At 59.8% G+C, this 24812-nt stretch carries 24 protein-coding genes; 11 read left to right on the top strand and 13 right to left on the bottom strand.

Annotated elements, in window-relative coordinates:
- Positions 1-45: 45 nt before the first annotated feature.
- Both BMY68_RS29625 and BMY68_RS12435 read right to left on the bottom strand, forming a co-directional pair.
- A complete protein-coding gene (locus BMY68_RS29625; RefSeq protein WP_139214886.1) occupies positions 46-891 on the bottom strand; it encodes a hypothetical protein in 846 nt (281 codons plus the stop codon).
- Between the two features lie 37 nt (positions 892-928).
- Positions 929-1546: a recombinase family protein gene (locus BMY68_RS12435; RefSeq protein ID WP_085531939.1), complete on the bottom strand. Its 618-nt coding sequence runs from the start codon at positions 1544-1546 to the stop codon at positions 929-931.
- Positions 1547-1670: 124 nt separating this feature from the next.
- Here BMY68_RS12435 and BMY68_RS12440 point away from each other — a divergent pair, with 124 nt between their 5' ends.
- Positions 1671-1841, top strand: coding sequence for a hypothetical protein (locus BMY68_RS12440; RefSeq protein ID WP_239694093.1), 171 nt, complete (start codon positions 1671-1673; stop codon positions 1839-1841).
- Between the two features lie 57 nt (positions 1842-1898).
- Here BMY68_RS12440 and BMY68_RS12445 read toward each other — a convergent pair whose 3' ends face one another.
- The 4 genes from BMY68_RS12445 to BMY68_RS12460 all read right to left on the bottom strand — a co-directional run bounded on the left by BMY68_RS12445 (position 1899) and on the right by BMY68_RS12460 (position 5990).
- Positions 1899-3020 carry a DegT/DnrJ/EryC1/StrS family aminotransferase gene (locus tag BMY68_RS12445; RefSeq protein WP_085531937.1) on the bottom strand — a complete coding sequence of 374 codons (1122 nt, stop codon included), beginning with the start codon at positions 3018-3020 and terminating at the stop codon, positions 1899-1901.
- Positions 3017-3415, bottom strand: coding sequence for a sugar 3,4-ketoisomerase (locus tag BMY68_RS12450; protein ID WP_009045148.1), 399 nt, complete (start codon positions 3413-3415; stop codon positions 3017-3019). Before BMY68_RS12450 ends, BMY68_RS12445 begins: the two co-directional genes overlap by 4 nt.
- Positions 3412-4980 (bottom strand): glycosyltransferase family 61 protein, encoded by a 1569-nt coding sequence (locus tag BMY68_RS12455; RefSeq protein WP_085531935.1) that lies wholly within the window; start codon positions 4978-4980, stop codon positions 3412-3414. The genes BMY68_RS12450 and BMY68_RS12455 overlap by 4 nt, the downstream gene beginning before the upstream one ends.
- A gap of 77 nt (positions 4981-5057) precedes the next feature.
- A complete protein-coding gene (locus tag BMY68_RS12460) occupies positions 5058-5990 on the bottom strand; it encodes a phytanoyl-CoA dioxygenase family protein (protein WP_085531933.1) in 933 nt (310 codons plus the stop codon).
- Between the two features lie 387 nt (positions 5991-6377).
- Between BMY68_RS12460 and BMY68_RS12465 the strand changes: the two genes are divergently transcribed.
- Both BMY68_RS12465 and BMY68_RS12470 read left to right on the top strand, forming a co-directional pair.
- Positions 6378-7982 (top strand): tetratricopeptide repeat-containing response regulator, encoded by a 1605-nt coding sequence (locus tag BMY68_RS12465; RefSeq protein ID WP_085531931.1) that lies wholly within the window; start codon positions 6378-6380, stop codon positions 7980-7982.
- On the top strand, positions 7979-8671 hold the full coding sequence (locus tag BMY68_RS12470) for a sensor histidine kinase (RefSeq protein ID WP_009045144.1): 693 nt from the start codon (positions 7979-7981) through the stop codon (positions 8669-8671). The genes BMY68_RS12465 and BMY68_RS12470 overlap by 4 nt, the downstream gene beginning before the upstream one ends.
- Here BMY68_RS12470 and BMY68_RS12475 read toward each other — a convergent pair.
- Together BMY68_RS12475 and speB are read right to left on the bottom strand one after the other, a co-directional pair.
- A complete protein-coding gene (locus tag BMY68_RS12475) occupies positions 8659-9588 on the bottom strand; it encodes a LysR family transcriptional regulator (RefSeq protein ID WP_219735409.1) in 930 nt (309 codons plus the stop codon). The two genes, BMY68_RS12470 and BMY68_RS12475, sit on opposite strands and share 13 nt — an antisense overlap.
- A gap of 50 nt (positions 9589-9638) precedes the next feature.
- The gene (speB, locus tag BMY68_RS12480) at positions 9639-10595 is read right to left on the bottom strand and encodes an agmatinase (RefSeq protein ID WP_007921619.1); all 957 of its coding nucleotides are present in this window, start codon (positions 10593-10595) and stop codon (positions 9639-9641) included.
- A gap of 456 nt (positions 10596-11051) precedes the next feature.
- Between speB and BMY68_RS12485 the strand changes: the two genes are divergently transcribed.
- Together BMY68_RS12485 and BMY68_RS12490 are read left to right on the top strand one after the other, a co-directional pair.
- Positions 11052-12293 (top strand): glutamine synthetase family protein, encoded by a 1242-nt coding sequence (locus tag BMY68_RS12485; RefSeq protein WP_175534838.1) that lies wholly within the window; start codon positions 11052-11054, stop codon positions 12291-12293.
- A gap of 70 nt (positions 12294-12363) precedes the next feature.
- The gene (locus BMY68_RS12490; protein WP_007921621.1) at positions 12364-13746 is read left to right on the top strand and encodes an MFS transporter; all 1383 of its coding nucleotides are present in this window, start codon (positions 12364-12366) and stop codon (positions 13744-13746) included.
- A gap of 57 nt (positions 13747-13803) precedes the next feature.
- Here BMY68_RS12490 and BMY68_RS12495 read toward each other — a convergent pair whose 3' ends face one another.
- The 4 genes from BMY68_RS12495 to flgA form a co-directional block, all read right to left on the bottom strand.
- Positions 13804-14550 carry a flagellar brake protein gene (locus tag BMY68_RS12495; protein WP_009045140.1) on the bottom strand — a complete coding sequence of 249 codons (747 nt, stop codon included), beginning with the start codon at positions 14548-14550 and terminating at the stop codon, positions 13804-13806.
- A gap of 95 nt (positions 14551-14645) precedes the next feature.
- The gene (locus BMY68_RS12500; RefSeq protein WP_007921623.1) at positions 14646-15113 is read right to left on the bottom strand and encodes a flagella synthesis protein FlgN; all 468 of its coding nucleotides are present in this window, start codon (positions 15111-15113) and stop codon (positions 14646-14648) included.
- A gap of 50 nt (positions 15114-15163) precedes the next feature.
- Complete coding sequence (gene flgM / locus BMY68_RS12505) at positions 15164-15484, bottom strand: flagellar biosynthesis anti-sigma factor FlgM (protein ID WP_009045139.1); 321 nt, start codon at positions 15482-15484, stop codon at positions 15164-15166.
- 150 nt (positions 15485-15634) lie between these two features.
- Complete coding sequence (gene flgA, locus BMY68_RS12510; protein WP_062824959.1) at positions 15635-16396, bottom strand: flagellar basal body P-ring formation chaperone FlgA; 762 nt, start codon at positions 16394-16396, stop codon at positions 15635-15637.
- Between the two features lie 72 nt (positions 16397-16468).
- Here flgA and BMY68_RS12515 point away from each other — a divergent pair, with 72 nt between their 5' ends.
- The 6 genes from BMY68_RS12515 (at position 16469) to flgE (ending at position 21471) form a co-directional block, all read left to right on the top strand.
- Positions 16469-17401: a chemotaxis protein CheV gene (locus tag BMY68_RS12515; RefSeq protein WP_007921626.1), complete on the top strand. Its 933-nt coding sequence runs from the start codon at positions 16469-16471 to the stop codon at positions 17399-17401.
- A gap of 44 nt (positions 17402-17445) precedes the next feature.
- On the top strand, positions 17446-18273 hold the full coding sequence (cheR, locus tag BMY68_RS12520; protein ID WP_007921627.1) for a protein-glutamate O-methyltransferase CheR: 828 nt from the start codon (positions 17446-17448) through the stop codon (positions 18271-18273).
- A 243-nt stretch (positions 18274-18516) separates the two neighbouring features.
- Positions 18517-18924, top strand: a complete 408-nt coding sequence (gene flgB, locus BMY68_RS12525; protein WP_007921628.1) for a flagellar basal body rod protein FlgB — start codon at positions 18517-18519, stop codon at positions 18922-18924.
- A gap of 3 nt (positions 18925-18927) precedes the next feature.
- Positions 18928-19371, top strand: a complete 444-nt coding sequence (gene flgC, locus BMY68_RS12530) for a flagellar basal body rod protein FlgC (RefSeq protein ID WP_007921629.1) — start codon at positions 18928-18930, stop codon at positions 19369-19371.
- Between the two features lie 15 nt (positions 19372-19386).
- On the top strand, positions 19387-20115 hold the full coding sequence (gene flgD, locus BMY68_RS12535; RefSeq protein ID WP_085531927.1) for a flagellar hook assembly protein FlgD: 729 nt from the start codon (positions 19387-19389) through the stop codon (positions 20113-20115).
- 30 nt (positions 20116-20145) lie between these two features.
- Positions 20146-21471, top strand: a complete 1326-nt coding sequence (gene flgE / locus BMY68_RS12540) for a flagellar hook protein FlgE (protein ID WP_009045136.1) — start codon at positions 20146-20148, stop codon at positions 21469-21471.
- A 255-nt stretch (positions 21472-21726) separates the two neighbouring features.
- On the opposite strand, the gene BMY68_RS12545 is transcribed toward flgE, so the two are convergent.
- Positions 21727-24618, bottom strand: a complete 2892-nt coding sequence (locus tag BMY68_RS12545; RefSeq protein ID WP_085531925.1) for a ribonucleoside-diphosphate reductase subunit alpha — start codon at positions 24616-24618, stop codon at positions 21727-21729.
- Between the last annotated feature and the right edge of the window lie 194 nt (positions 24619-24812).

Consider the following 24812-nt stretch of genomic DNA (forward strand, 5'->3'; position numbering starts at 1 on the left):
GGTGGGTGCAGTTGTCAGCTAGGTTGCTGTTTCCTTTGGCCCTGTTCATGGGCGATTCTCTTTTGGTCCTGGTTCGAATTTTGAATCTAGACCTTGTCGGACTGTTTCTGTGGATGGAAAGCCAGCTGTCATTCTATTAGTAGCCGCATGTAGGGTGTCTGCGCACCACGCTATTGTGGCTGTGAGATAGTCTGCGTCTGCTTCGTTTGCTGCGCCTGATCCGCGACCGTCAGGCTCCATTCGTGTGAAGGACATTGGTAGCACGTGTGCATATTGTGAAAGCAGATCCCAAATCGCGTAGAACTCAGCTTTTTCCCAGCCCGCCAGCTCAAGAATTTCGTCCCTGCTTGAGATCATGAGATGGTCCCCGGCTAGGCAGCGCTTTTGAGTCTTACCGTCTAGATTGAGGAACCATGGGTTTAGCTTTAGCCTGTCTTTTAATTCTTCCGCTTGGCGCACCCAATCTTCCGCCGCGTCTACTGCTTTGACGTTGGCCATCATTTTCGCCCGCCTCGTGCAGTCGTTGACATAGAGAACCAATAGCTTCGCCGTCCATTCCGCGTTACACGAGGGCGTTTGGGAAAGGTAGAGGAATAGTAAAAAGCCCTCGATGATTGCTCGGCTTTGTCCTGCGGCACAGGCGAAATCCCAATTTTCGAACTCAGATTTCACCCAGCGTGATCGGGGTACTGCGCAGATCAACGCGACGGAGTGGCTGCATAGCTTTTTGAAAATCTGCACTGAGAAACCTAGATGCAGTTCCGAGTTTTCAACATCAATGGCTTGGCTAACTGCCATCGCTTCACACGTAGCTACATCTAGCTTTGTGAGAGCTGCGTTATACGCCAAGTCAAGACTGTCGCTGCGCCGGGCGTTTTTGGGATCGTCCATTGATTGCATTCTCTGTGTATATGAGTGGGGGCGGAGGTTAAGCCTTTGACTGGTCTCGAATGCGTAAGACAGTCGTTGTGGAACAACTTGCATGCCGAGCAGTTGCTCGAATGCCGAGGCCGGCGCCGAGTAGTTCTGTGACGCGTTTATGCAGATCGGCGTTGATGGGGCGCCCCTGATACTTGCCAGCAGCCTTGGCCTTCTCGATTCCCTGGGCCTGGCGTTCGCGTCGCTGCTCGTAATCCTTACGGGCAATGGCGGCCATCATTTCCACCAGCATTGAATTGATCGCTTCCAACATTCGTCCGGTGAACTCGTCGCCTCTGGTGTCCTGCATCCCTTGGTGACTGGTTGGTAGATCGAGTGCGACGATACGCAATTCCTTGGAGTCGATAGCGGCCTTGAGCTTCTGCCAATCCTCCACGGGAAGGCGTGAGAGGCGGTCTATTGACTCCACCAGCAGCACATCACCTTTGCGGGCATCCTTGAGCAGGCGAAGTAGTTCAGGCCGGTCTGCGGTCGCTCCGCTGGCGTTCTCCAGGTACTCGCAGGCAATGACTTTGTTCTGGTCACTTGCAAACTTTTCGAGAGCTGTGCGGGCGCGGCCTGCATCTTGCTCGTCGGTTGATGCTCGAAGGTAGGCGCGGATGAACATAATACAACCTGTATCAGTTAGGGTGTTCTCCTGGTGATGTTGCATTTTGGGTGTCACATATCAAGCGAAAAGGCTGATAAAGACGCAATCTGCCCGTATCAGCCAAGGCATAGTGGTTGACTGGTTGTTGCAGCAAGGTGCCGACCCGGAGCGGCCCAACAACAAAGGCACGACGCCCTTGATGTATGCCAAGGATGCCTACCTCACCGGGCGTTGTCGTAAAACCTTTCAGTTGTTGCTGCGCAAGGGCGCGAGGCTGCCGACCATTGCGGTCGGGCACTTGCCGACTATGTGACTGACGAGCAGTTCGCTCAGTTACGAGGTGCTTTCTAGGCACTTCGCAACAGGCGCATCAGTGGGCGGTGAACTGGTTGATGGCGGTGACAATGTGTTGCTGTTGTTCCTGGCCCAATGTCGGGTAGATCGGCAATGACAGGATCGAGTCATGCAGCGGCGCCCGGGATGCCTGGGAGGTCATGGCCAGATCGCTGTAGGCCCGCTGCTCGGTGATCGCCAGTGGGTAGTGAACCAGGCATTGGATGCCACGCTCGGCCAGATGCGCCTTCAACTGATCGCGCCATGGGCAGGTAATGACATACAGGTGCCAGACATGGGCGCTCGCAGTCGTCACCGAGGGCAGGGTGATTCCCGGGTGCCGGATGTGTTCGCCGTAGTAGCGGGCGATGCTGCGTCGACGGGCAGTATCGCTGTCCAGGTGCGCCAGCTTCACTCCGAGCATCGCGGCCTGGATTTCATCGAGGCGGCTGTTCACCCCCTGATGATCGTGCTGGTACTTGACGCGCGAACCGTAGTTGCCCAGCGCCCGGACCAGGGTTGCCAGCTCGGCGTCGTTGGTAGTGATGGCGCCGCCGTCGCCCAGGGCTCCGAGGTTCTTCCCGGGGTAGAAGCTGAAAGCCGCGGCATCGCCCCAGTTGCCGGCCTTGCACCCGACCAGCTCGGCGCCATGGGCCTGGGCGGCATCTTCGAGCACTAGCAGGCCATGCTTGTGGGCCAGCGCCATGATCTGCGGCATCGGCGACAGCTGCCCATAAAGATGCACCGGCAGGATCACTCGGGTTTTTTCCGAGATGGCCCGCTCGACGGCCTCGATCTCCAGATTGTGGGTGGCAGGGTCGACATCTACCAGGATCGGCGCCAGATCGTTTTCCAGAATGGCCGAGATGGTGGCGATAAAGGTGTTGCTCTGCACTATCACTTCATCACCGGCCTGCAGCCGGCCTTGCTCTTTCCAGGCGCGCAGGATCAGGGTCAGGGCATCCAGGCCGTTAGCGACGCCGATGGCATGCCGGCTGCCGCAGTAATCGGCGAACGCGGCCTCGAATTGCTCAAGCTCACGCCCCATCAGGTACCAGCCGGAGTCGATCACACGGCTGCAAGCGGCTTTGAGCTGATCGGCATATTCGTGATTGATGCCTTTCAAATCCAGAAACGGAATATTCATCATTTGAGTCATTGTCCGACCATGTCCATGAACTGGGCATAGTCTCGAACATAGTCGCCTTCTTCATAGAGTTGATCGGCCAGGACCATCAGCACACAGTCTGGAGAGAAGTCATACATTTCACGCCAGATAAAGGATTCGATCAGCAGGCCCTGGCAAGGATTGTCCAGGGTGATGTCGATTTTTTCCCGACCGTCGTCCAGCAGGAAACGGCACGAGCCGCGTACGGCGATGGCCACCTGCTTGAGGGTCTTATGAGCGTGGTAGCCGCGGCGAACTCCTTCACCGGTATTGAACATGTAGTACACCCGCTTCACCGGGAAGGGGATGTTTTTCCCTTCTTCCAGGGCGATCAGCGAACCACGGTCATCGCCGTGGGTCTGCAGCGGCAGAATGTGAATCTTCATCGCGTCTCCCCTTCGAGCCGTTTCGACAAATGCTGTTGCAGCCAGTTTTCAACGCGCTTGGCGTCGACCCGATAATTTCGGTAATACAGTTCTCGGGAGTCGGTCGAGCCCACCCGGTAAGCGATGTAGTCCATTTCCACGCCGACGATCGCCGCCAGGTTGGAAAAACATGACAGTTGCCCATACTCCTCGGCCATCCAGCACAGCGCGCGGGCGTTTTTCGAGGCGAAAATCAGATTGGTCCAGGCCGCGCCGGTGGGGCCGACTATGACTTCGGCATTGGCCATGATCGCCACCTGATGGCTGATGTCCTGTTCCTCCATGTACACGCAGGTAAACCCATAGGGTTCCAGCAGCTTGAGGATCTCGGCCTGGTTGTAGTGCCGGAGAAAACCTTTGCGGGCCAGGAATACTCGCTTGGGGAGTTCGCCGGTGGGGATGCCATGGGCCAGGCGCAGGGCTTTTTCCCGCAGGAAGTTGATCGATTCCGGGCGTACGAAGCCGCTGCTGGCACTGTTCTGTGCCACGCCTTTGAAGTTCGGGATCATGTTGTTGGGCGCGCTGATCAGCAGCAGGTCGGCCACTTGATAGCTGGTGATGTTGTCCAGGAGTACCAGCGGGCGGTCAACGCCAATCGCCTCGATCAGGGACTTGATCGAGGGAATGTTCTGGCTGCTCTTGGAGATCAGCAGTGGATAGTCCGCATATTGCGGCGGCAGTTCGGCCACGAATTGCAGTTGAGACAAGACTTCTACCGTCCAGTGGTAATAGTTCTGCTCGTTACAGCCGCTGATCAGCAGGCCTTTGTCCAGCTCGATGGGTTTGCCGGTCCTGACCAGGGCCAGGCGCTGGCCGTGGTAGAGCAGGTGCGCAGCACTATAGTCGGCCTGCGAGGACTTTGCCGTGGGCACTCGCTCCAGCACCAATTGCCCATTTGGCAGTATCACCGAACGGGACACCGAACAGACCTGCCCCTGGCGAAAGTGATAGAGGGCGACCTCGGGTAATTCCAGGGTGATCGCCAGTGTCGATTGGTGGACGAACCGTGGCGGCTGGCTGCTTCCCGGTTGGCTCCGGCGAAACACATGGACCTTGTGCTCGGCGCTTTCATCCAGCCAGCGCAAGGCCAGGCGCCGGGTATCCTGGCGTCGAAAAAGCAGGCGATACAGCAGGTCGCTGATCAGTCCCGGCTGCTTGCACATGCGTTCATAGCCCAGTTGTTCCAGGCGTTTGCCTATGCGCTGGAACCATGGGAGTTGCGAGCTGATCTGTGCGCCATGGAACACTTCGATCCGTTGTTCATCGATCGCCAGCTTGTCGGTGAGCTGCGGGTAGATCTCACTGTAGTAATCGCTGGCGATGATGATCTTGTCGAAAACCAGCGCGCTCAGTTGCTGAGGGGCGTGGATCAACTTGCCGAACAGATGCTGGCCCTGCTTCTGCTGGTTGTTATCGACGAAGCCGATCACCCGGTAGCGGCGGCGGTTGTACTTGTAGAAATTGATGCCGCCGGCACCGGTGCCGAATATCAGCACCCGCGCTTTCTGTCCAAACCCTGTTGACACATTGACCTCGTCTTACTGGTGCAGCCGCTGGTAAATCGTCACCCGAGCGGTTCGCCCGTTCGCTGCAAGCGGTGACGCTAGCCATTGTTATTGATGATGTTGCCCTTGATCTGGGCGATACCCTTGGCGTTCAGGTCGCGTCGGGTCCTTACCGGTTGCAACTCACCCTGGATCGCACCGTTGATGGTGTCGATCGCGGTCTTGCCGGTATTGCCTCGGGACTTGCCCAGCAGATAACGCAGCGACAGGCGGAACTGCTCCGACTCGTTGGCCACCGGCCGTGTGCCATGCAAGGTGCAGTTATGCCAGAGCCCGACGTAACCCGGCCCGCCGGTCAGCCGGTAATCCTGGCAGGTCATCTGCTGTCCATGATCGTCGGCGTAGGTCCACCGATCGTGCTCCTGATGTTCCAGTCGATGCGGGAACAGCGTGGCGCCAAAGCGGTGAGTACCGGGCATCAGGTGCAGGGGCGAGTCGTTTTCGGTGACGTCGTGCAGGTACACATACAGGGTCAGAAAGGTCGAGGGGTCGAGTTCCACTCGGCCCTGGGGCCAATCGATGATGTCCTGGTGGAAGTCGATCCCGCGAAAGTAGGTGATGTCGCGAAAGGGTTTTTTGATATAGGGCCCCAGGTTCGCCACATTCACATCGCGGATCTTTTCCCGCACCCAGTCCGGCAGCCATGAGTCCGGTACGCCGCACACCGCTTTCTTGATCACCACCTCATAGTCGGCGCCGAGTACTTCATCGAGGACTGCAGTGAGGCGCGGGTCCTGCTCGATGAACTGCAACTGCGACTCGAAGCCATTGAGGAAGTTGAAGGTCTTGTTCGGGTTGGCGTTGAGGTGGTTTTCCTGGGCCAGGTATTCAGCCTCGTCCATGAACAGCCCTGCCCCGAAGGCCCGTGCGGCGATCATTTCGCGGTACAGCGCCTGCGTGCGGTCAGCGTCCAGGATCTCGCCGAAGATATGGGCGCCCTGGTCGATGAGGTTTTGGATACAGGTTTGCATGTTGCGCTCGTTTTGACTGTTGCTGTCTGTCTGCAAGGTATCGGCGTGGCTGGCTTAAAGTTGATGCCGTGCGGCTGATATTCCCGATGGAGTTTGCCGCAACCGGAGCTGGCGGGCGGCGCGAGCAAGGATATCGAATGCTTTTGGCACCTATCTATAAGGGAACGCCGGAATCGGCCGATAACCCCATGGATGTTGTTGCAGGTCAAATGGCGGGGCCATGGACCGAGTGTCCGGCGAGAGCGGGCGGGCGCCATTGTAGGTTGATGTAGAATGCATTGATGGCCTTTGGCCATTATCGTTGTCCGGGGGCAACAAGGGGGGCGACCTTGAGCGTGTCCTGCTGTTGCCGCGGGCTTCATCTTTTTTACGGGTCTGGAATCTTCGATGCTGGCGTACCACCAAAAAAGCTTTTTGATCGTCGATGATTTCTCGGATTTCCGCAGTTCTGTCCGGTCCATGCTGCGTGAGCTGGGCGTCAAGGACGTAGACACTGCCGATACAGGCGAGCAGGCGCTGCGCATGTGCGCGCAAAAGCGTTATGACTTCATCCTGCAGGATTACCACCTGGGCGACGGCAAGAAGAATGGTCAGCAGGTGCTCGAAGACCTGATGACCGACAAGCTGATCAGCCATGAAAGCGTGTTTCTCATGGTCACCGCCGAGACCAGCCAGTCGATGGTGCTCAGCGCCCTCGAGCACGAGCCGGACGCCTATCTGACCAAGCCTTTCAACCGCTCCAGCCTGGCTCAGCGACTGGAGCGGCTGCAGCAGCGCAAGTCGTTGCTCAAGCCGATCCTGCAGGCGCTCGATCGCGGCAAGCCGCTCGAGGTGCTCAATGCCTGCATCGCCCTGTGCAAGCAGGATCCGCGTTATTCGCCGTTGTGCCTGCGCTACCGGGCCGATGCCCTGCGTGACATGAATCAGAACGAGGCGCTGGAGCGTTTGTACGAGAGCATCCTGGCGGATCGCCCGTTGCCGTGGGCCTATGTCGGCCTGGGGCGTCTGCTGTTCAAGCGTGGCCAGGTGACCCAGGCCAAGGCCATCTATGAAAAGGCCTTGAAGGCCTTCCCGATGATGCCGGCGCTCTACGATGGCATGGCCGATGTGCTGCTCGCCGAGGGTGATTCCAGGCGCGCCCAGAGTGTGCTGGAGGAGGCGGTGCGCCTGTCGCCGCTGGCCGTGCGCCGGCAAGCGCTGCTGGGCAAGCTGGCGATGACCAACGAAGACTTCGAGACCGCATCCAAGGCGTATCGCCAGGCGGTGTCGCAAGGCGCGCAATCGCGTTTCAAGGATCCGGAAAGCAACCTTGGCCTGGCCCATGCGTTGATCAGCAAGGGCAGCGAGAGGGGCCTGGATACCCGCACGCGCCTGGAAATCAACAGCACCCTGAGTGCGGTGGCCAAGGAAAATCCCAGCGATCCGGGGCTGCAGATTCGCGCGCGCCTGATGAAGGCCACCAGCTTGTTGCTCAACGATGCTGAAACGGCGGAAAAACTCACCGAGCAGGCGATGCTGCGTCTGGACGGGATGGAGCAGTTCATGAGCCCGGAAGCGGCGTTGCTGGTAGCCAAGCAACTGCAGATGCTGGGACAGGCCGATGCCGGCGCATCGATGCTGAAGAACTGTGCGGAAATCTACGGCGACGACCCGAAGGTAATGGAGGGCATTGCCAAGCTCACCGATGATCCGGCGATCCTCAACTCCGCCAACGCCGCGGCGGACATGAACCGTCAAGGCGTGCGCAGCTACAAGGCCGGCGCGCTGGGCGAAGCCCGGGATCTGTTCCGTCGGGCCCTGGCCATGCAACCGAAGAACATCAGTATTGCCCTGAACATGGCGCAGTCGCTATTGCACGGCACCGACATCACCCAGGACACGGCACTGCTGGATGAGTGCCGGACCTGTCTGAAAATGGTCGGCCTGATGCCCGATACCGACGCGCGTTATCCGCGTTATCAGAAGCTGCGAAGCAAGGCGTTTGGCGAATGAATACCCACGAACAGGCTCTCGACTTTTCCACGGTGATCGCCTCTACCGTGCACGACATGAAGAACTCCCTGACCCTGCTCATGCAGGCCCATGCCCAGTGGCTGGCGGCACTGCCGCAGGCGCACCAGGGCACGCCGGAGCAGGGCGTGATGGAGTTCGAGTTTGCCCATCTCAACGGCATGCTGGTGCAACTGCTGGGGCTCTACAAATTGGGAGTCAACCAGTTGCCGGTGCAGCCGGGTTACCACGAACTGGATGACTTCATCGAGGCGCAACTGGTCAGCCATCAGGATGTATTTGTCAGTCGTGGCATTGCCGCAACCTATGAGGTCGATCCCTTGACCCCCCTGGGGTTCTTCGATCGGGAATTGATCGCCTCGGTGCTGGACAACTGCATCAACAACGCCATTCGTTATGCGCGCCATGCGTTGCTGGTCAGCGTGCACGATGAAGGCGGGCAGACGGTGCTGACCATCAATGACGATGGCGAGGGTTATCCGCAGTCGATGATCGATAACCAGGCCGACTACGTGCAAGGCATCAATCACAGCAGCGGCAGCACCGGCCTGGGGTTGTACTTCGCCGGGCGCATTGCCGCGCTGCATCAGCGCAACGGTGTCTGCGGACGTACCGAGATTCGCAACGGCGGGCCTTTGGGCGGCGGTGTGTTCAGTCTCTACCTGCCCTGAGCCAGCTGCTGTTGCGCTTGCTCCAGGGCCTGTAGAAAGCAGGTCAGGGCGGCTTTCGGCTCCTGGCCCTGGCGGGTGATGCAGTGAAAGGTCGAACGATAGGCCAGGCGCTGCGGTAACAGGGCGCGCATTTGGCCCCTGGCCACCCAGTTGGCGGCATAGTGGCTGGGCAGGTAACCCAGATAGCTGTCGGAAAATACCAGGGTGGCAATCGCTTCCATGGTGTAGACGGTGGCGCTCTGCAAAAAATACAGGCCATGGGGGCGCTGGTTCTCAGCCATGTAGCCACGACCGACATAGGGTGTGTTGCATATTTCTTCCAGGGTCAGGTCGGTGTCGCTGCGTTGAAACAGCGGGTGCCCAGCAGCGCAATAGAGATTTTGTTCCTCCTCGAACAGCGGCTGGTAGCGCAGCCCGGAGAGCTGGTGGTGGAAGGCTCCGATGGCCAGGTGCAGGCGCTCGTCGAGCACGGCCTGTTCAAGCTCGTCGGGACGCAGTATGTGCAGGCCCAGGCGGACTTCCGGCAGGCGCTGGCGGAACAGGTTGATGGCCAGGGGCAATGGCGCATAGGACAGGCTGAGCATGCTGTCGACATTGCCGATCTGCAGATGGTCGCGTGCCGGCCCGCCGAGTTGGTTGGCCTGCTGCCGAAAGCGCTCGATGTCGCGAAACAGCAACTGCGCAGCATCGAAAAGTTCCAGCCCTTCCTCGGTCAATTGGAAGCCACTGCTACCGCGTCGGCACAGCGAGCAGCCCAGGCGCTCCTCGAGATCGCGTACCACCACGCTCAGGCGCGACAGGCTGGTATTGAGCCTGGCCTGGGCCGCGGTGAAACCACCGGCGTCGACTATGGTGCAAAAGACCCGCAGCATGCGCAGGTCGATATCGGATAGGCTGCCCAGCACATTGGCCTCCATCAGGCGCGGCAAGGGGATGGGCAAAGCCTACACCGGTGCGGATCTGCGAGTCAGCGGCGAGAGGCGATGGACTCGGCCAGCAGGCACATCAGCTCGAACATCATGGTCGCCCCCACCAGCGCCGTGGCGCCGCCGACGTCGAAGGGCGGCGACACTTCCACCACATCGGCTCCGATCAGGTTCAGGCCGCGCAGGCCACGGATCAACTGCTGGGCCTCCAGGGTGGTCATGCCGCCGATTTCCGGGGTACCGGTGCCGGGGGCGAAGGCCGGATCCAGCACGTCGACATCGAAGCTGACATAGGTCGGGCCGTCACCGACCACGCGTCGTACCTCGGCCAGGGTGGCGGCGACGCCGATCTCGGCAAACTCTTCCATATGGATCACGCGGATGCCGGTCTCGGCAGCGAAGGCCTCGTCATCGGCCGAATAGACCGAGCCACGGATACCGATCTGCACGGTGCGTCGCGGGTCCAGCAGGCCTTCCTCCACGGCACGACGGAACGGTGTGCCGTGGGTGTAGGGATTGTTGCCGAAATAGCGGTCGTTGGTATCGGAGTGAGCGTCGAAATGCACCATGCCGATTGGCCGCTGGCGGGCCAGGGCGCGAAAGATCGGCAAGGTCACCAGGTGGTCGCCGCCAACGGCCAGCGGCACGGCACCGGCCTCGTGCAAGTCGCGGAAAAAGGCTTCTATGCGCGACAGCGAGTCCAGCAGGTCGATGGGGTTGACGGGAGCGTCGCCGAGATCGCCGATGCGCACCAGGTCATAGGGAGCGATACGGCTGACATGGTGCACCTTGCGCATCAGGCTGGAGAGGTTGCGCACTTCTCGCGGGCCATGCCTGGCGCCGGCGCGGTTGGTGGTGCCGCCGTCCCAGGGCACCCCGACCAGGGCGATCTGCACCTGGGCCGGGTCATCAAAGACCGGCAGGCGCATGAAGCTTGGAATCCCGGCGAAGCGTGGCACCAGCGCTGCGTCCACGGGTTGGGGAAAATCATTGGGCATGGTGGAGCTCCTGTGGCGAATGGGAGCGGCATGTGGCTGCTCTCTGGGTAAGCGTTGTCAATGGGATTCGATGGACGGCGCGGCGACCGGGTTGGTCAGCAGGGGCCTTGCGCATGCTCCACCAGCCGAGCGCGAAAAAATCATAGGGCGGGCGTGGCAGGCCGATAAATCATCAGCTCGGCAAGCTGGCTTGTGTTTTGTGACAAGTTCCTTGAGAGCGCTCCTTGCGAAGGCATGCCGGATGATGGTTGTCTATCCGGGTATTTCGAGTGTCCCTGCTTGATATTCCGAACAGCCGGAGCCTATTTTGTACGGGTCGCCGTTCTCGGCTCGTACAACAACAAGGATTGAGTCATGACAACCGATGGCCGCAGTTCACTCGCTCAGCGATTGACGGGCATTGACGAGATTGAATGTGTCACTCCGGATCTGAACGGCGTGCCACGGGGCAAGGTGATGACCGCCGAGGGTTTCCTCGAAGGGCGGCGTCTGCAGATGGCCCGTGGGGTGCTGTTGCAATGCATCATGGGTGGCTATCCACCCGCGCGTTTTTACGGCAGTGACGACGGCGACCTGGCGCTCACTGCTGACCCGCAACAAATTCATCGCCTGCCCTGGAGTTCGCAGCCACGTGCGCTGGCGATTTGCGATGCGGACGAGTTGAGCGGTGAAAGCTCGCGTCTTTCCACCCGGGGCCAGCTCAAAGAGGTCATCGCGCGGTACGCCGCTCGCGGCCTGGCGCCAGTGGTGGCGACCGAGCTGGAATTCTTCGTGTTTGCTCCCAATACCGATCCGACCCAACCTTTCCAGCCGCCCCTTGGCCTGGACGGTCGTCGCGAGGATGGGCATTCGGCGTTCAGCATCAGTTCCAACAACGGTTTGCGGCCGTTCTTCAGTGAGGTCTATGCCTGCATGGCGGCATTGGGCTTGCCGCGCGATACCTCCATGCATGAAATGGGCGTCAGCCAGTTCGAGATCAATCTGCTGCACGGCGATCCGCTGTTGCTGGCCGACCAGACATTCCTGTTCAAGCACCTGCTCAAGGAAGTGGCGCTCAAGCATGGCCTGACCGTGGTGTGCATGGCCAAGCCGCTGGCGCACACGCCGGGCAGTTCGATGCATATTCACCAGAGCCTGGTGGAGTCGGCCAGCGGCCGTAACGTGTTCAGTGATGAGGCCGGAGAGCCGACCGCGATGTTCCGCCACTTCATTGGCGGGCTGCAGGCGGGGATGGCGGATTTCACTGCGCTGTTCGCACCGAACGTCAATTCCTACCAGCGTCTGTGCCATCCTTACGCTTCGCCGAACAATGCCTGCTGGTCCCATGACAATCGGGCGGCAGGCCTGCGTATTCCGGCCAGTTCGCCGGTGGCGCGGCGGGTCGAGAATCGCTTGCCGGGCGCCGATGCCAACCCGTATCTGGCGATCGCCGCGAGCCTGGCGGCAGGTTTGCACGGTATCGAAAACGAGCTGGAACCGACGCCGGCGATTCAGGGTGAGTTTGCCGTGCCGGACAGTTTATCTCTGCCTTGTACCTTGCATGCCGCTCTTGAGCGTCTGAAACGTAGCCAGTTGGCCAAGGAATTGTTCGGCAATGAGTTCGTCGAAGGTTACGTCGCTTCGAAGACCATGGAGTTGACCAGTTTCTTTGATGAAATAACTCCCTGGGAGCGGCGCGTCTTAGCGGCCCAGGCTTAACCGAACCATCGCAGCCGGGCTATCGTCCAGATGGCCCGACACTCAATTCAAGGAGCCGCTCGGAACGCCGATGCGCCAAATCTGGAAATCCTTTCGAGCGCTTTATTTCGCCTCGCTGATGATGTTGATCGGCTCGGGCTTACTCAGTACCTACCTGGCATTGCGCCTGGCCGCCGATCATGTCGACGGGTTATGGGTGGGGGCCTTGATGGCGGCCAACTATTTCGGCCTGGTGCTGGGTGGGAAAATCGGCCACCGCCTGATTGCCCGGGTCGGCCATATCCGTGCCTACGCCACCTGTGCCGGGATCGTCGGCGCAGCGGTGCTGGGGCATGGCCTGGTGGACTGGTTGCCGGCCTGGCTGGTGCTGCGGATGATCGTCGGCCTGGGCATGATGTGCCAGTACATGGTCATCGAAAGCTGGCTCAACGAGCAGGCCGATGCCAAGCAGCGCGGGCTGGTGTTCAGCGGCTATATGATCGCCTCGTATCTGGGGCTGGTCCTGGGGCAGTTGATTCTGGTCATGCACCCGGCCCTCGGGCTTGAGTTGCTGATGCTGGTGGCCCTGTGTTTTGCCCTGTGTCTGGTGCCGGTGGCCATGACCCGGCGTATTCACCCTGCGCCTTTGCATCCTGCGCCCATGGAACCGCGCTTCTTTATCAAGCGCGTTCCACAGTCGCTGAGCACGGTGCTCGGGTCGGGGCTGATTGTCGGTTCATTCTACGGTCTGGCACCGCTGTATGCCTCCCAGCAAGGCTTGAGCACCGAACAGGTCGGCCTGTTCATGGGGAGCTGCATTTTTGCCGGGCTGGTGGTGCAGTGGCCATTGGGATGGCTGTCCGACCGTTATGACCGGGCTTTGCTGATTCGCTGCTTTGCCTGCTTCCTGGCGGTCGTGGCCTTGCCGTTGGCGATTTTGCCCCAGGTGCCACTGGAGGTGCTGTTCGCCCTGGGGTTCCTCTGTTCGCTGGTGCAGTTCTGTCTGTACCCGCTGGCGGTGGCGTTCTCCAACGACCATGTCGAAGGCGATCGGCGGGTCTCGCTGACCGCGATGTTGCTGGTGACCTATGGCGTCGGGGCCAGTGTCGGGCCTTTGGTGGCGGGGGTGCTGATGAAGTTGTTCGGCAGCCAGATGCTCTATGCGTTCTTCAGTTTCTTTGCCCTGGTACTGGTCTGGCGTATCCGGCCGAAAGCCGTGACCAACCTGCATCAGGTCGATGATGCGCCGCTGCATCACGTGGCGATGCCGGACAGCATGTCCAGTTCGCCATTGGTGGCCGCGCTCGATCCGCGGGTCGATGAGCAAGTGGTGCAGGATCAGATGCAACAGACCAGCGCGCCGGAAGCCGAGCCTCCGGTCGAGACGCCGGCCACGGATGAGGTTGAGGCTGAGGAGCCGGTAGTGAAGCCGGATGAACCAGGGCCGGACCAGTTCAGTGGGGCCAGGCCCTAGAAACGCAAAACGGGCAGCCCCGCAAGGGACTGCCCGTTTTTTATCGACGCTCGAATCTCAGAGGTCGTCTTTGTCGAAGCGCCGGGCTTCGCGTTGCAGCTGATAGACGAAGCGCTCGACCTGGCGTTGAACCAGGCCGCTCATGTTGTGAAAGCGCACACCGGCGAAAGTCGTGTCGATCTTCTCTTCGTGGTGCAGGTAACGCAGTTCCACTGGTGCAGTCATGCTGCCGAAGGGCAGGGCGGCGATAAAGCGCTCGTAGACTTGGCCCAGTTGCAGGCGGCCGGAGATGTCGCCCTCGAAGCGCAGCTTGCAGCCGGTGGCGGAGATATCCAGCAGCTTGCCGGCGATCGGCGCCTTGAGTTTTTCGCCGCCCAGTTCGATGTTGACCAGTTGGGCCAGCTTCAGGGCTGCGCGAAAGGCATTGCGGCGCTGGTGATAGACCACTTCGTCTGGCAGGGTGCCGCGGTAGCATCGCCCACCATTGGATTCGTCGATAGTCGGGATGCCATTGCTTTCCCAGGCGATGCGCACGCCTTCGTGAAAGCCTTCGACGCGAAACGGTTCGCCGGCGAGCATGAAGCGTTCGCCATCGCGGGGGATCATTTCGTCCAGGGCAATCATGTTGCTGTCACGATCGATCTCGACCAGATAGCTTTGAAAGCGCTGGCTGCGTTCGTGGAAAGTGATGATCAGCGGGTCATGGCTGTCTTGCAGCAAGCGCAGCGTGGAGTTGATTTCCAAGGGGGTGGTCAGCACCTTGGGTGGCTGCGGCGCATCTTCTGCGTTTACGGCATTGAACACGGTTCATCAATCTCCAGACAAAATACGACTACACGCAAGAGCCGGCATTTTGCCAGCATGTTCCGCGACTTGATAGGGCGCGCTCATCTCTGGGGTCAAGCCTGGCTAAGCGGGCGAGGCTTGGCCAGCTTGGCGGTTGAGCCACGGGCATCATAGAGGGCTGGAGGCTCGCCACCGGTGAGGATTTTCAATTGATTGGCGGTGGTGGCCTGTTGAACCTGGATCGAGCGACCGTTGAGTTCGTTCGCCGCCTGGCAATCGGCAAGCATCTGGGTCAGCACGTCACTCTGGGCCAGTAACTGGTCGCCGATCGAGGAGTGGCTGGCCAACTGTTCCAGGCCGGCGCGGCTGGCAGGAAGGTTCAGGCTGGCGAGGAGTTCGCTGCGTTTGCGGCCATGCTGCTCGAGCAAAATGATCAGGGCTTGCTTCTGCGCGAGAATCTCTTCCAGCAGCGGCATGTCGCGACCGTGCAGGGCTAGGGATTCGGTGCGCAGCAATTCCAGCAATTGTTGAGCTGGAGCAAAGTCGTCAGTGATCAGTTGCAGCAAATTAGTGTCGTGCATGTATGGCCTTGGGTTTTAAGCGTCCAAAAAACTGGCGCAGGCCTTATTGGCTAGCGCTGGGCTTCGAAATTAAGCAGTTTGCTGGCTACACGGTTGCTGTCGACTTTATAGCTGCCATCGGCAATCGCTTGCTTCAACTCGGCCACGCGGGCGTTGTCGACGGCAGGCTGGTCGCGCAGCTTGTCAGTGATCTTCTGCAACTGTTGAGCCTCATTACTGAGGTGTACCGACTCCCCGCTGGTGCTGGCCTGTTCGGCCGGAGCGTTCAGCGGCGCGGATTTGTCGGCGTCGCCGGTTTCCTTGCTGGCGCTGGTGCGCGTGCTGCCGGTGAGTGAGGGAGAGCTGTTTAAACGGCTGAAATCGATGACCATGGTAAAAAAACCTCTGGGTATTTGGACGCTTGACTTGTTTTCGGCAATACGCCGGAAAACTTTAGGCTCAAATATCGATAAGCCCGCACGCGCCGCTGTGGCCCTGCATGGGCCACAGTTTAGGGGGCAACAGTGCACAGCGCCAGTCGTCTACATGGCGACTTCCACCTGTCCCGGCGCGGTGATCCGCGCTTTGATGACCCGTTGTGAATTGAGGTTCTTGACCCGGATCTGCTCGCTCATGCCGCCATTGGACAAGGCTTCACCGGGCATTTTCACATTCAGCGTGCCGCTACGGGCAGAGATCACCACCTGATCGCCCTTGCGCACCACTTCCGCCTGTTCCAGGTGAACCAGGGTGACGAGTTGGTCGGCGACCATTGGTCGGACAAGCTTCTGCCCAATGGCCTGGTCCACTGAAGTCAGATAGCCCTGGTTGATCTGGCCGATATCGCGCTCGCGCAGCATCACGTCTTCGGGGCTGATGATGCCGGCGCGCTTGAGTGGCCGGGTGGTGGTGACCACTTCGCGGAACAGCTTGACCTGGGCGGGCACGAATACGGTCCAGGGCGAGGCGCCGTCGCAACGGACGCGAACGGTCACGCGTCCCAGCGGTTGTGCCGGGCTTTCCAGGGTCGCTGTCAATTCCTTGTCGCAATGCGGCATGCGCAGCCGCGGGTCGAGCTGATTGACCTGGATCTCGTAGCGCCCAGGCGTTTGACTGGTTTCCAGATAGTCTTCTACGGTGAATTCAAGAAACCCCTGAGTGACGCCGATAAGTAGATCAGGCAGGGTTACCGAGTCAGCAACGGCAGGATGGCCAGGGTTTAAAAAAAACAAAGCCGACAGCCCGTACAGCAATCTGCGGTAGTTTGATGTCAGGCGTCGGGAAAATGTCGTTTTGGCGTTCATAACAGTTAAAAAGCAAGCGCCGTGCCGTTTAGCGATGAGCGCGTCGGATCTTAAGCTTTGGGGAGTCTGGGCATGGCTGGTGTAATGGATTCGGTGAACCAGCGCACGCAACTGGTAGGGCAGAATCGCCTTGAGCTGTTGTTGTTCCGTCTCGACGGGCAGCAGCTCTACGGGATCAACGTGTTCAAGGTTCGGGAGGTGCTGCAATGCCCCAAACTGACGTTGATGCCCAAATCCAGTCCTGTGGTGTGCGGTGTCGCGAATATTCGAGGAGCAACCATTCCGATCCTGGACCTGGCGATGGCCACCGGTTCAGGCGGGTTGCAGGATCTGAGCAACCCCTTTGTCATCATTACTGAGTACAACACCAAGACCCAGGGGTTTCTGGTGCGGTCGGTCGAGCGCATCGTCAACATGAACTGGGAGGAGATCCATCCGCCACCCAAGGGGACGGGGCGCGATCACTACCTGACGGCGGTGACGCGGGTGGACAATCAGTTGGTGGAAATCATCGACGTCGAGAAGGTGCTGGCCGAGGTCGCGCCGACGCCCGAGACCATTTCGGTGGGCGTGGTGGATGTCGAGACTCAACACAAGGCTGTTTCACTGCGGGTGCTGACGGTCGATGACTCGTCGGTGGCGCGCAAGCAGGTCACGCGTTGCCTGCAGACCGTGGGGGTCGAGGTGGTGGCCTTGAACGACGGTCGACAGGCGCTGGATTACCTGCGCAAGCTGGTCGACGAGGGCAAGAAACCTGAAGAAGAGTTTCTGATGATGATCTCCGACATCGAGATGCCGGAGATGGACGGCTACACCCTCACGGCCGAAATACGCAACGATCCACGCATGCAAAAGCTGCACATCATCCTGCATACTTCGTTGTCAGGTGTATTCAATCAGGCGATGGTGAAGAAGGTCGGTGCCGATGACTTCCTTGCCAAGTTTCGTCCTGATGACCTGGCATCCCGGGTTGTCGACCGGATCAAAGCAGCAGATAACAGCTAGGGATATCCATCCCTGGCGGTCACACGATTTAAGAGGCGGCATCATTGTCTACGGGTAATTTGGATTTCGAACAGTTCCGGGTGTTCCTGGAAAAAGCCTGTGGGATCTTGCTGGGTGAGAACAAGCAATATCTGGTGTCGAGCCGTCTCAACAAACTGATGGAACAGCAAGGCATCAAGTCCCTCGGGGAGCTGGTTCAGCGCATTCAGTCCCAGCCGCGCAGCGGTTTGCGAGAGATGGTGGTCGACGCCATGACCACCAACGAAACCCTGTGGTTTCGCGATACCTATCCATTCGAGGTGTTGAAGAACAAGGTCTTGCCGGAGGCGATCAAGGCCAGCCCCAACCAGCGCTTGCGCATCTGGTCGGCGGCCTGTTCCTCGGGGCAGGAACCCTATTCGTTGTCCATGTCGATCGACGAGTTCGAGAAGACCAACATGGGGCAACTGAAGATGGGGGTGCAGATCGTTGCCACCGACCTGTCCGGGACCATGCTGAACAACTGCAAGACCGGCGAGTACGACAGCCTGGCGATCGGTCGCGGTTTGTCGGCCGACCGCCTGCAGCGCTATTTCGACCCCAAGGGGCCGGGGCGCTGGGTGGTCAAGGCGCCGATCAAGAGCCGGGTCGAGTTCCGTTCGTTCAACCTGCTGGACAGCTATGCCAGCCTGGGCAAATTCGACGTCGTGTTCTGCCGCAATGTGCTGATCTACTTCTCCGCCGAGGTGAAGAAGGACATCCTGATGCGCATTCACAGCACCCTGAAACCGGGTGGTTACCTGTTTCTCGGGGCTTCCGAGGCGCTCAATGGATTGCCCGACCACTACCAGATGGTCCAGTGCAGCCCTGGGATCATCTACCAGGCGAAGTAAGATTGTCGTTGTTGAAAAGAGAGGCCTTCGGGCCTCTTTTTTTGTGCCTGCGATTTTGCCAGCGCAGAAGAAGCGGCAACCGCTGCATTGCCGCTTTGCTGACGTTTCGCGGAAATGCCTTGCCGCTTTTCTGGCATTGCCGCTTTGCCGCTGCCGGCAAAGCCTTGATTTACGGGCTTTGAGCACTTGGCACGCAGCTTGCTATATCCCGTTTACGAAAAATCTGGTCGAAGGTTTCCCGACATGAGCATCAGCTTCGATAAAGCGCTCGGCATTCATGAGCAGGCTCTTGGCTTTCGCGCCAAGCGTGCCGAGGTGCTGGCCAACAACATCGCCAACGCCGACACCCCGAACTACAAGGCTCGGGATCTGGACTTCTCTGCCGTGCTCGCCGAGCAGAACGAGAAAGCCAAGAACGGCACCTTTGCCCTGAACATGACCAACAGCCGGCACATCGAAGCCGAAGGCCTGGGCAGCGGCGACGAATCGCTGCTGTACCGCACACCGATGCAGCCGTCGATCGACCAGAACACCGTGGATGCCCAACTGGAACAGTCGAACTACGCCGAGAACTCGGTGAACTTCCAGGCCAGCTTCACGCTGCTCAACAGCAAATTCAAAGGGCTGGTGTCAGCCCTGCGCGGAGAGTAATCCATGTCCCTCGCCAGTGTTTTCAATATTGCCGGTAGTGGCATGAGTGCCCAGACCACTCGCTTGAACACCGTCGCCAGTAACATCGCCAACGCCGAGACAGTCTCCTCGAGCATCGACCAGACCTACCGTGCGCGCCACCCGGTGTTCGCCACCATGTTCCAGGGCGCGCAAAGCGGCGGCAGCGAGTCGCTGTTCCAGAACCAGGACGCGGCCGGTCAGGGCGTTCAGGTGCTGGGTGTGGTCGAGGACCAGAGCAACCTAGAGGCGCGTTACGAGCCTAACCATCCGGCCGCCGACGCCAAGGGGTATGTCTACTACCCCAACGTCAACGTGGTGGAAGAGATGGCCGACATGATTTCCGCCAGCCGCTCGTTCCAGACCAACGCGGAAATGATGAACACCGCCAAAACCATGATGCAGAAGGTCCTGACCCTCGGTCAGTGATAAGGGGCGACTCAGATGAGTGTTACCGATACCACCAGTAGCCTGACGCTCAAGGAGATCCTTGCGAACTCCTCGAAGAAAACCCCGACCACCAGCAATGACGGCCTGGCCGCGGCTACCAATAGCGTCAAGGGGAAAAATGAGCTGGGCAAGGACGCGTTCCTGAAGCTACTGGTGACCCAGCTGAAAAACCAGAACCCGCTGGACCCACAGGACAACAGCGAGTTCGTTGCCCAGTTGGCGCAGTTCTCCACCCTGGAAGGGATCACCACCCTCAATACCTCGGTGAACTCCATCACTGGCAACTATAAGTCGTCCCAGGCCCTGCAGGCTTCGTCCCTGGTGGGGCGTTCGGTGATCGTCCAGACCGGTACCACCCAGGTCGACACCACCAAGAGCATGACCGGTTCGGTGACAGTGCCTACCGGAGTCAGTGGCGTCACCGTGACCATCACCGACAAGGATGGCAAGACGGTAAAGACCCTCGACCTGGGAAGCCAGAAGGCCGGCAGTACCAGTTTTGTCTGGGACGGCACCAAGACCGACGGCACCAAGGCCGATCCGGGCAATTACACCTTCAAGGCCAGCACAAAGATCGATGGCAAGGCGACCGACCTGGTCACCTACCTGCCGGCGACGGTCAACAGCGTCACCATCAGCCAGACCGGCGGTGAGCTGATGTTGAACCTCGCGGGACTGAGCAGCCCCGTGGCGCTCTCCAAAGTTCAAACCATTGGTATCTAGAGCCGACTAACGCGGCACAAGGAGTGGAATATGTCTTTTAATATCGGCCTTAGCGGTCTCTATGCTGCCAACAAGCAACTGGACGTGACCGGTAACAACATCGCCAACGTGGCAACCACCGGCTTCAAATCGTCCCGTGCCGAGTTCGCCGACGTCTACTCGGCCACCAAGCTGGGCACCGGCAGCAAGACCGTGGGCAACGGTGTGCGTCTGGCCAACGTTTCCCAGCAGTTCGGCCAGGGCGACGTGAACAACACCGGCAACGTACTGGACATGGGGATCCAGGGTTCGGGGTTCTTCGTGCTGAGCGACAACGGCTCGCTGACCTACACCCGCGCCGGTACCTTCAAGACCGACAAGGACGGCTACATCACCAACACCGATGGCACTGCCCGCCTGCAAGGTTATGCGGTCGATGCCAATGGCAAGATCGTCAACGGCGTGCTGACCGACCTGCGCATCGACACCTCGAACCTGTCGCCGAAGGCCACCGGCTCGGTGTCCTCGACCATCAACCTGAACTCCACCGCGCCGGTCATCGACCAGAGCGTGACAGGTTTTGCCTTCGATCCGACCAAGGTGGAAACCTACACCAAGCAGTTCAGCACACCGATCTATGACAGCCAGGGCAACGAGCACAAGCTGGACCAGTACATGGTGAAAACCGGTGCCAACACCTGGAAGACCTACACCCTGGTCGATGGTCGTAACCTCGATGGCTCCGCTCCGACCACCACCGGCGCTACGGCTCCAGTCGCATCGACCATGAATTTCGACTCCGCCGGCAAACTGGTTTCGGTCATCACGCCGCCTGCCACCACGCCTAATCCGGGTAACAACCTGACCCTGGCGGGCTGGGTGCCAGGTACCGTGACCAATGGTGTGTGGGCGGCCAACGGTGCCAGCGCCAATGCCGGCGGCGTGACCATCTCCATGACCAGCACCACTCAGTTCAACGCCGATACCGCGCGTTCGCTGCCGGTGCAGGACGGCTACGCCACTGGCCAGATCACCAACCTGACCATCGACGGCACCGGTACCCTGTTCGCCAACTTCAGCAACAGCCAGAACAAGGCCATCGGGCAGATCTCCCTGGCCAGCTTCACCAACGAACAAGGTTTGCAGCCAGTCGGCGGCACCAGCTGGAGAGAGACCTACGCCTCGGGCGTACCGGGCTACGATGCTCCACAAACCGGCACCCTGGGTTCGATCGTGTCCAACTCCCTGGAAGAGTCGAACGTCAACCTGACCAACGAGCTGGTGGACCTGATCAAGGCCCAGAGCAACTACCAGGCGAACGCCAAGACCATCTCCACCCAGAGCACCATCATGCAGACCATTATTCAGATGACCTGATAATGGCTGGCTGACAGCGCTCAAAAAAAGCCCCTCACCGCAGGGGCTTTTTTGTGCCCGCAAGATTCATCCACCGCAATCTGCTTCTGTAGGAGCGAAGCTTGCTCGCGATAAGTCATGACACTCAGGTAGGGGCAGCCGGCAGCGGCTGCGGAGGATGGAGAGGGCGGCTTTTCCCCAGGCCAAAGAAAACCCCCGGCAGGCAGGGCCTGTCGGGGGTTCGGATAAGCGCCGGGAGGCGCCTATCGGCTCAGCTTATTGGCAAGCTTCGCAATCCGGCTCGTCGATGGCGCAAGCCTTCGGCACTGGAGCTGGACCGGCTGGAGCCGCCAGGACCGAGTCGTCACCGTGGTTGCCGCCGCTGGAAACAGCGTTCAGCTTGCCGGTATTGATGGTCGACTTCTCGGTGCTGGTCGCGGCCAGGGCACGGAGGTAGTAAGTGGTTTTCAGGCCACGGTACCAGGCCATGCGGTAGGTCACGTCGAGCTTCTTGCCCGAAGCGCCGGCGATGTACAGGTTCAGCGACTGAGCCTGGTCGATCCACTTCTGGCGGCGGCTGGCGGCGTCGACAATCCACTTGGTTTCCACTTCGAAGGCAGTCGCGTAGAGCTCCTTGAGTTCTTGCGGGATGCGCTCGATCTGCTGCACGGAACCGTCGTAGTACTTCAGGTCGTTGATCATGACCGAGTCCCACAGGCCACGAGCCTTGAGGTCGCGAACCAGGTACGGGTTGATCACGGTGAATTCGCCCGACAGGTTCGATTTCACATACAGGTTCTGGTAGGTCGGTTCGATCGACTGCGACACGCCGGTGATGTTGGCGATGGTCGCGGTCGGCGCGATGGCCATGATGTTGGAGTTACGAATACCTTTCTGTACACGGGCGCGCACCGGTGCCCAGTCCAGGGTTTCGTTCAGGTCGACATCGATGTACTTCTGGCCACGGGACTCGATCAGGATCTGTTGCGAATCCAGCGGCAGGATGCCTTTGGACCACAGCGAACCCTGGAACGTCTCGTAGGCGCCACGCTCGTCGGCCAGGTCGCAGGAAGCCTGGATCGCGTAGAAGCTCACCGCTTCCATGGACTTGTCGGCGAAGTCGACAGCGGCATCGGAACCGTAAGGGATGTGCTGCAGGTACAGCGCGTCCTGGAAGCCCATGATCCCCAGGCCGACCGGACGGTGCTTGAAGTTGGAGTTCTTCGCCTGCGGTACCGAGTAGTAGTTGATGTCGATCACGTTATCGAGCATGCGCACAGCAGTGTTCACGGTGCGTTGCAGCTTGGCGGTGTCCAGCTTGCCGCCGACGATGTGGTTCGGCAGGTTGATCGAGCCCAGGTTGCAAACGGCGATCTCGTCCTTGTTGGTGTTCAAGGTGATCTCGGTGCACAGGTTCGAGCTGTGGACCACGCCCACGTGCTGCTGCGGGCTGCGCAGGTTGCACGGGTCCTTGAAGGTCAGCCAAGGGTGGCCGGTTTCGAACAGCATGGACAGCATCTTGCGCCACAGGTCTTTGGCCTGGATGGTCTTGAACAGCTTGATCTTGCCGTACTCGCACAGGGCTTCGTAGTACTCGTAGCGTTCTTCGAAGGCCTTGCCGGTCAGGTCGTGCAGGTCCGGCACTTCCGATGGCGAGAACAGGGTCCACTTGCCGTCGTCGAAGACGCGCTTCATGAACAGGTCAGGAATCCAGTTGGCGGTGTTCATGTCGTGGGTACGACGACGATCGTCACCGGTGTTCTTGCGCAGCTCGATGAACTCTTCGATGTCCATGTGCCAGGTTTCCAGGTAGGCACACACAGCGCCTTTGCGCTTGCCACCCTGGTTCACGGCTACCGCGGTGTCGTTCACCACTTTCAGGAACGGTACGACGCCCTGGGACTTGCCGTTGGTGCCCTTGATGTAGGAGCCCAGCGCACGCACTGGAGTCCAGTCGTTGCCCAGGCCACCGGCGAATTTCGACAGCATGGCGTTGTCGTGGATGGCGCCGTAGATGCCCGACAGGTCGTCCGGCACGGTGGTCAGGTAGCAGCTCGACAGCTGTGGACGCAGGGTACCGGCATTGAACAGGGTCGGAGTCGAAGCCATGTAGTCGAAGGACGACAACAGGTTGTAGAACTCGATGGCACGGTCTTCGCGTTGTTTTTCTTCGATCGCCAGGCCCATGGCCACGCGCATGAAGAAGATCTGCGGCAGTTCGAAACGCACGCCGTCCTTGTGGATGAAGTAACGGTCGTACAGGGTCTGCAGGCCCAGGTAGGTGAACTGCTGGTCGCGCTCGTGGTTGATCGCCTTGCCGAGTTTTTCCAGGTCGAAGTCGGCCAGCACAGGGTTCAGCAGTTCGAACTCGATACCTTTGGCGACGTAGGCCGGCAGTGCCTTGGCGTACAGGTCGGCCATCTCGTGGTGAGTGGCGCTCTCGGCCACTTCCAGGAAGCTCAGGCCTTCGGCGCGCAGGGTGTCCATCAGCAGGCGGGCGGTCACGAACGAGTAGTTCGGCTCGCGCTCTACCAGGGTGCGCGCGGTCATCACCAGGGCGGTGTTGACGTCCTTGAGTGCTACGCCGTCGTAGAGGTTCTTCAGGGTTTCGCGCTGGATCAGGTCGCCGTCGACTTCTTCCAGGCCTTCGCAGGCTTCGGTGACGATGGTGTTCAGGCGGCCCATGTCCAGAGGCGCGAAGCTGCCGTCGGCGCGGGTGATGCGGATCGATGGGTGAGCCTGCACCGGCTCTTCGCCTGGGGTGCGGGTGGCGCGCTCCTTGGCGCGCGAGTCACGGTAGATCACGTAGTCGCGGGCAACTTTCTGCTCGCCGGCGCGCATCAGGGCCAGTTCAACCTGGTCCTGGATCTCTTCGATATGGATGGTGCCGCCCGAAGGCATGCGACGCTTGAAGGTGGCGGTGACCTGCTCGGTCAGGCGAGCGACGGTGTCGTGGATTCGCGACGAAGCGGCAGCGGTGCCGCCTTCAACTGCGAGAAACGCTTTGGTGATGGCGACGGTGATTTTGTCATCGGTGTAAGGAACGACAGTGCCGTTACGCTTGATCACTCGCAGTTGGCCAGGCGCGGTGGCAGACAGATCCAGGTTGGAATCGGCAGCCTGCGGCGCTTTGGCCTGCGGGTTCTCGCGAGTTGTGTCGGTTTGCATGGGTGTCTCCACGTTCTCTATGTTTGTTTGGGCACCCTTTGGGTGCCCACCGTTCCGTCCTGAAGCACTACAACCGGCGCACGCCGGGCATAACGACTTCGGGACAGTTCAGGAAGGGGGGCTGTTGGCGCCGCTTCCATGCCGAAGTCATAGGTCGCGAGCCAGTGGCTCGTGACCGTATTCCTGGTGGGTGA

Source organism: Pseudomonas sp. NFACC41-3 (assembly GCF_900109505.1).
Taxonomy (GTDB): domain Bacteria; phylum Pseudomonadota; class Gammaproteobacteria; order Pseudomonadales; family Pseudomonadaceae; genus Aquipseudomonas; species Aquipseudomonas chlororaphis.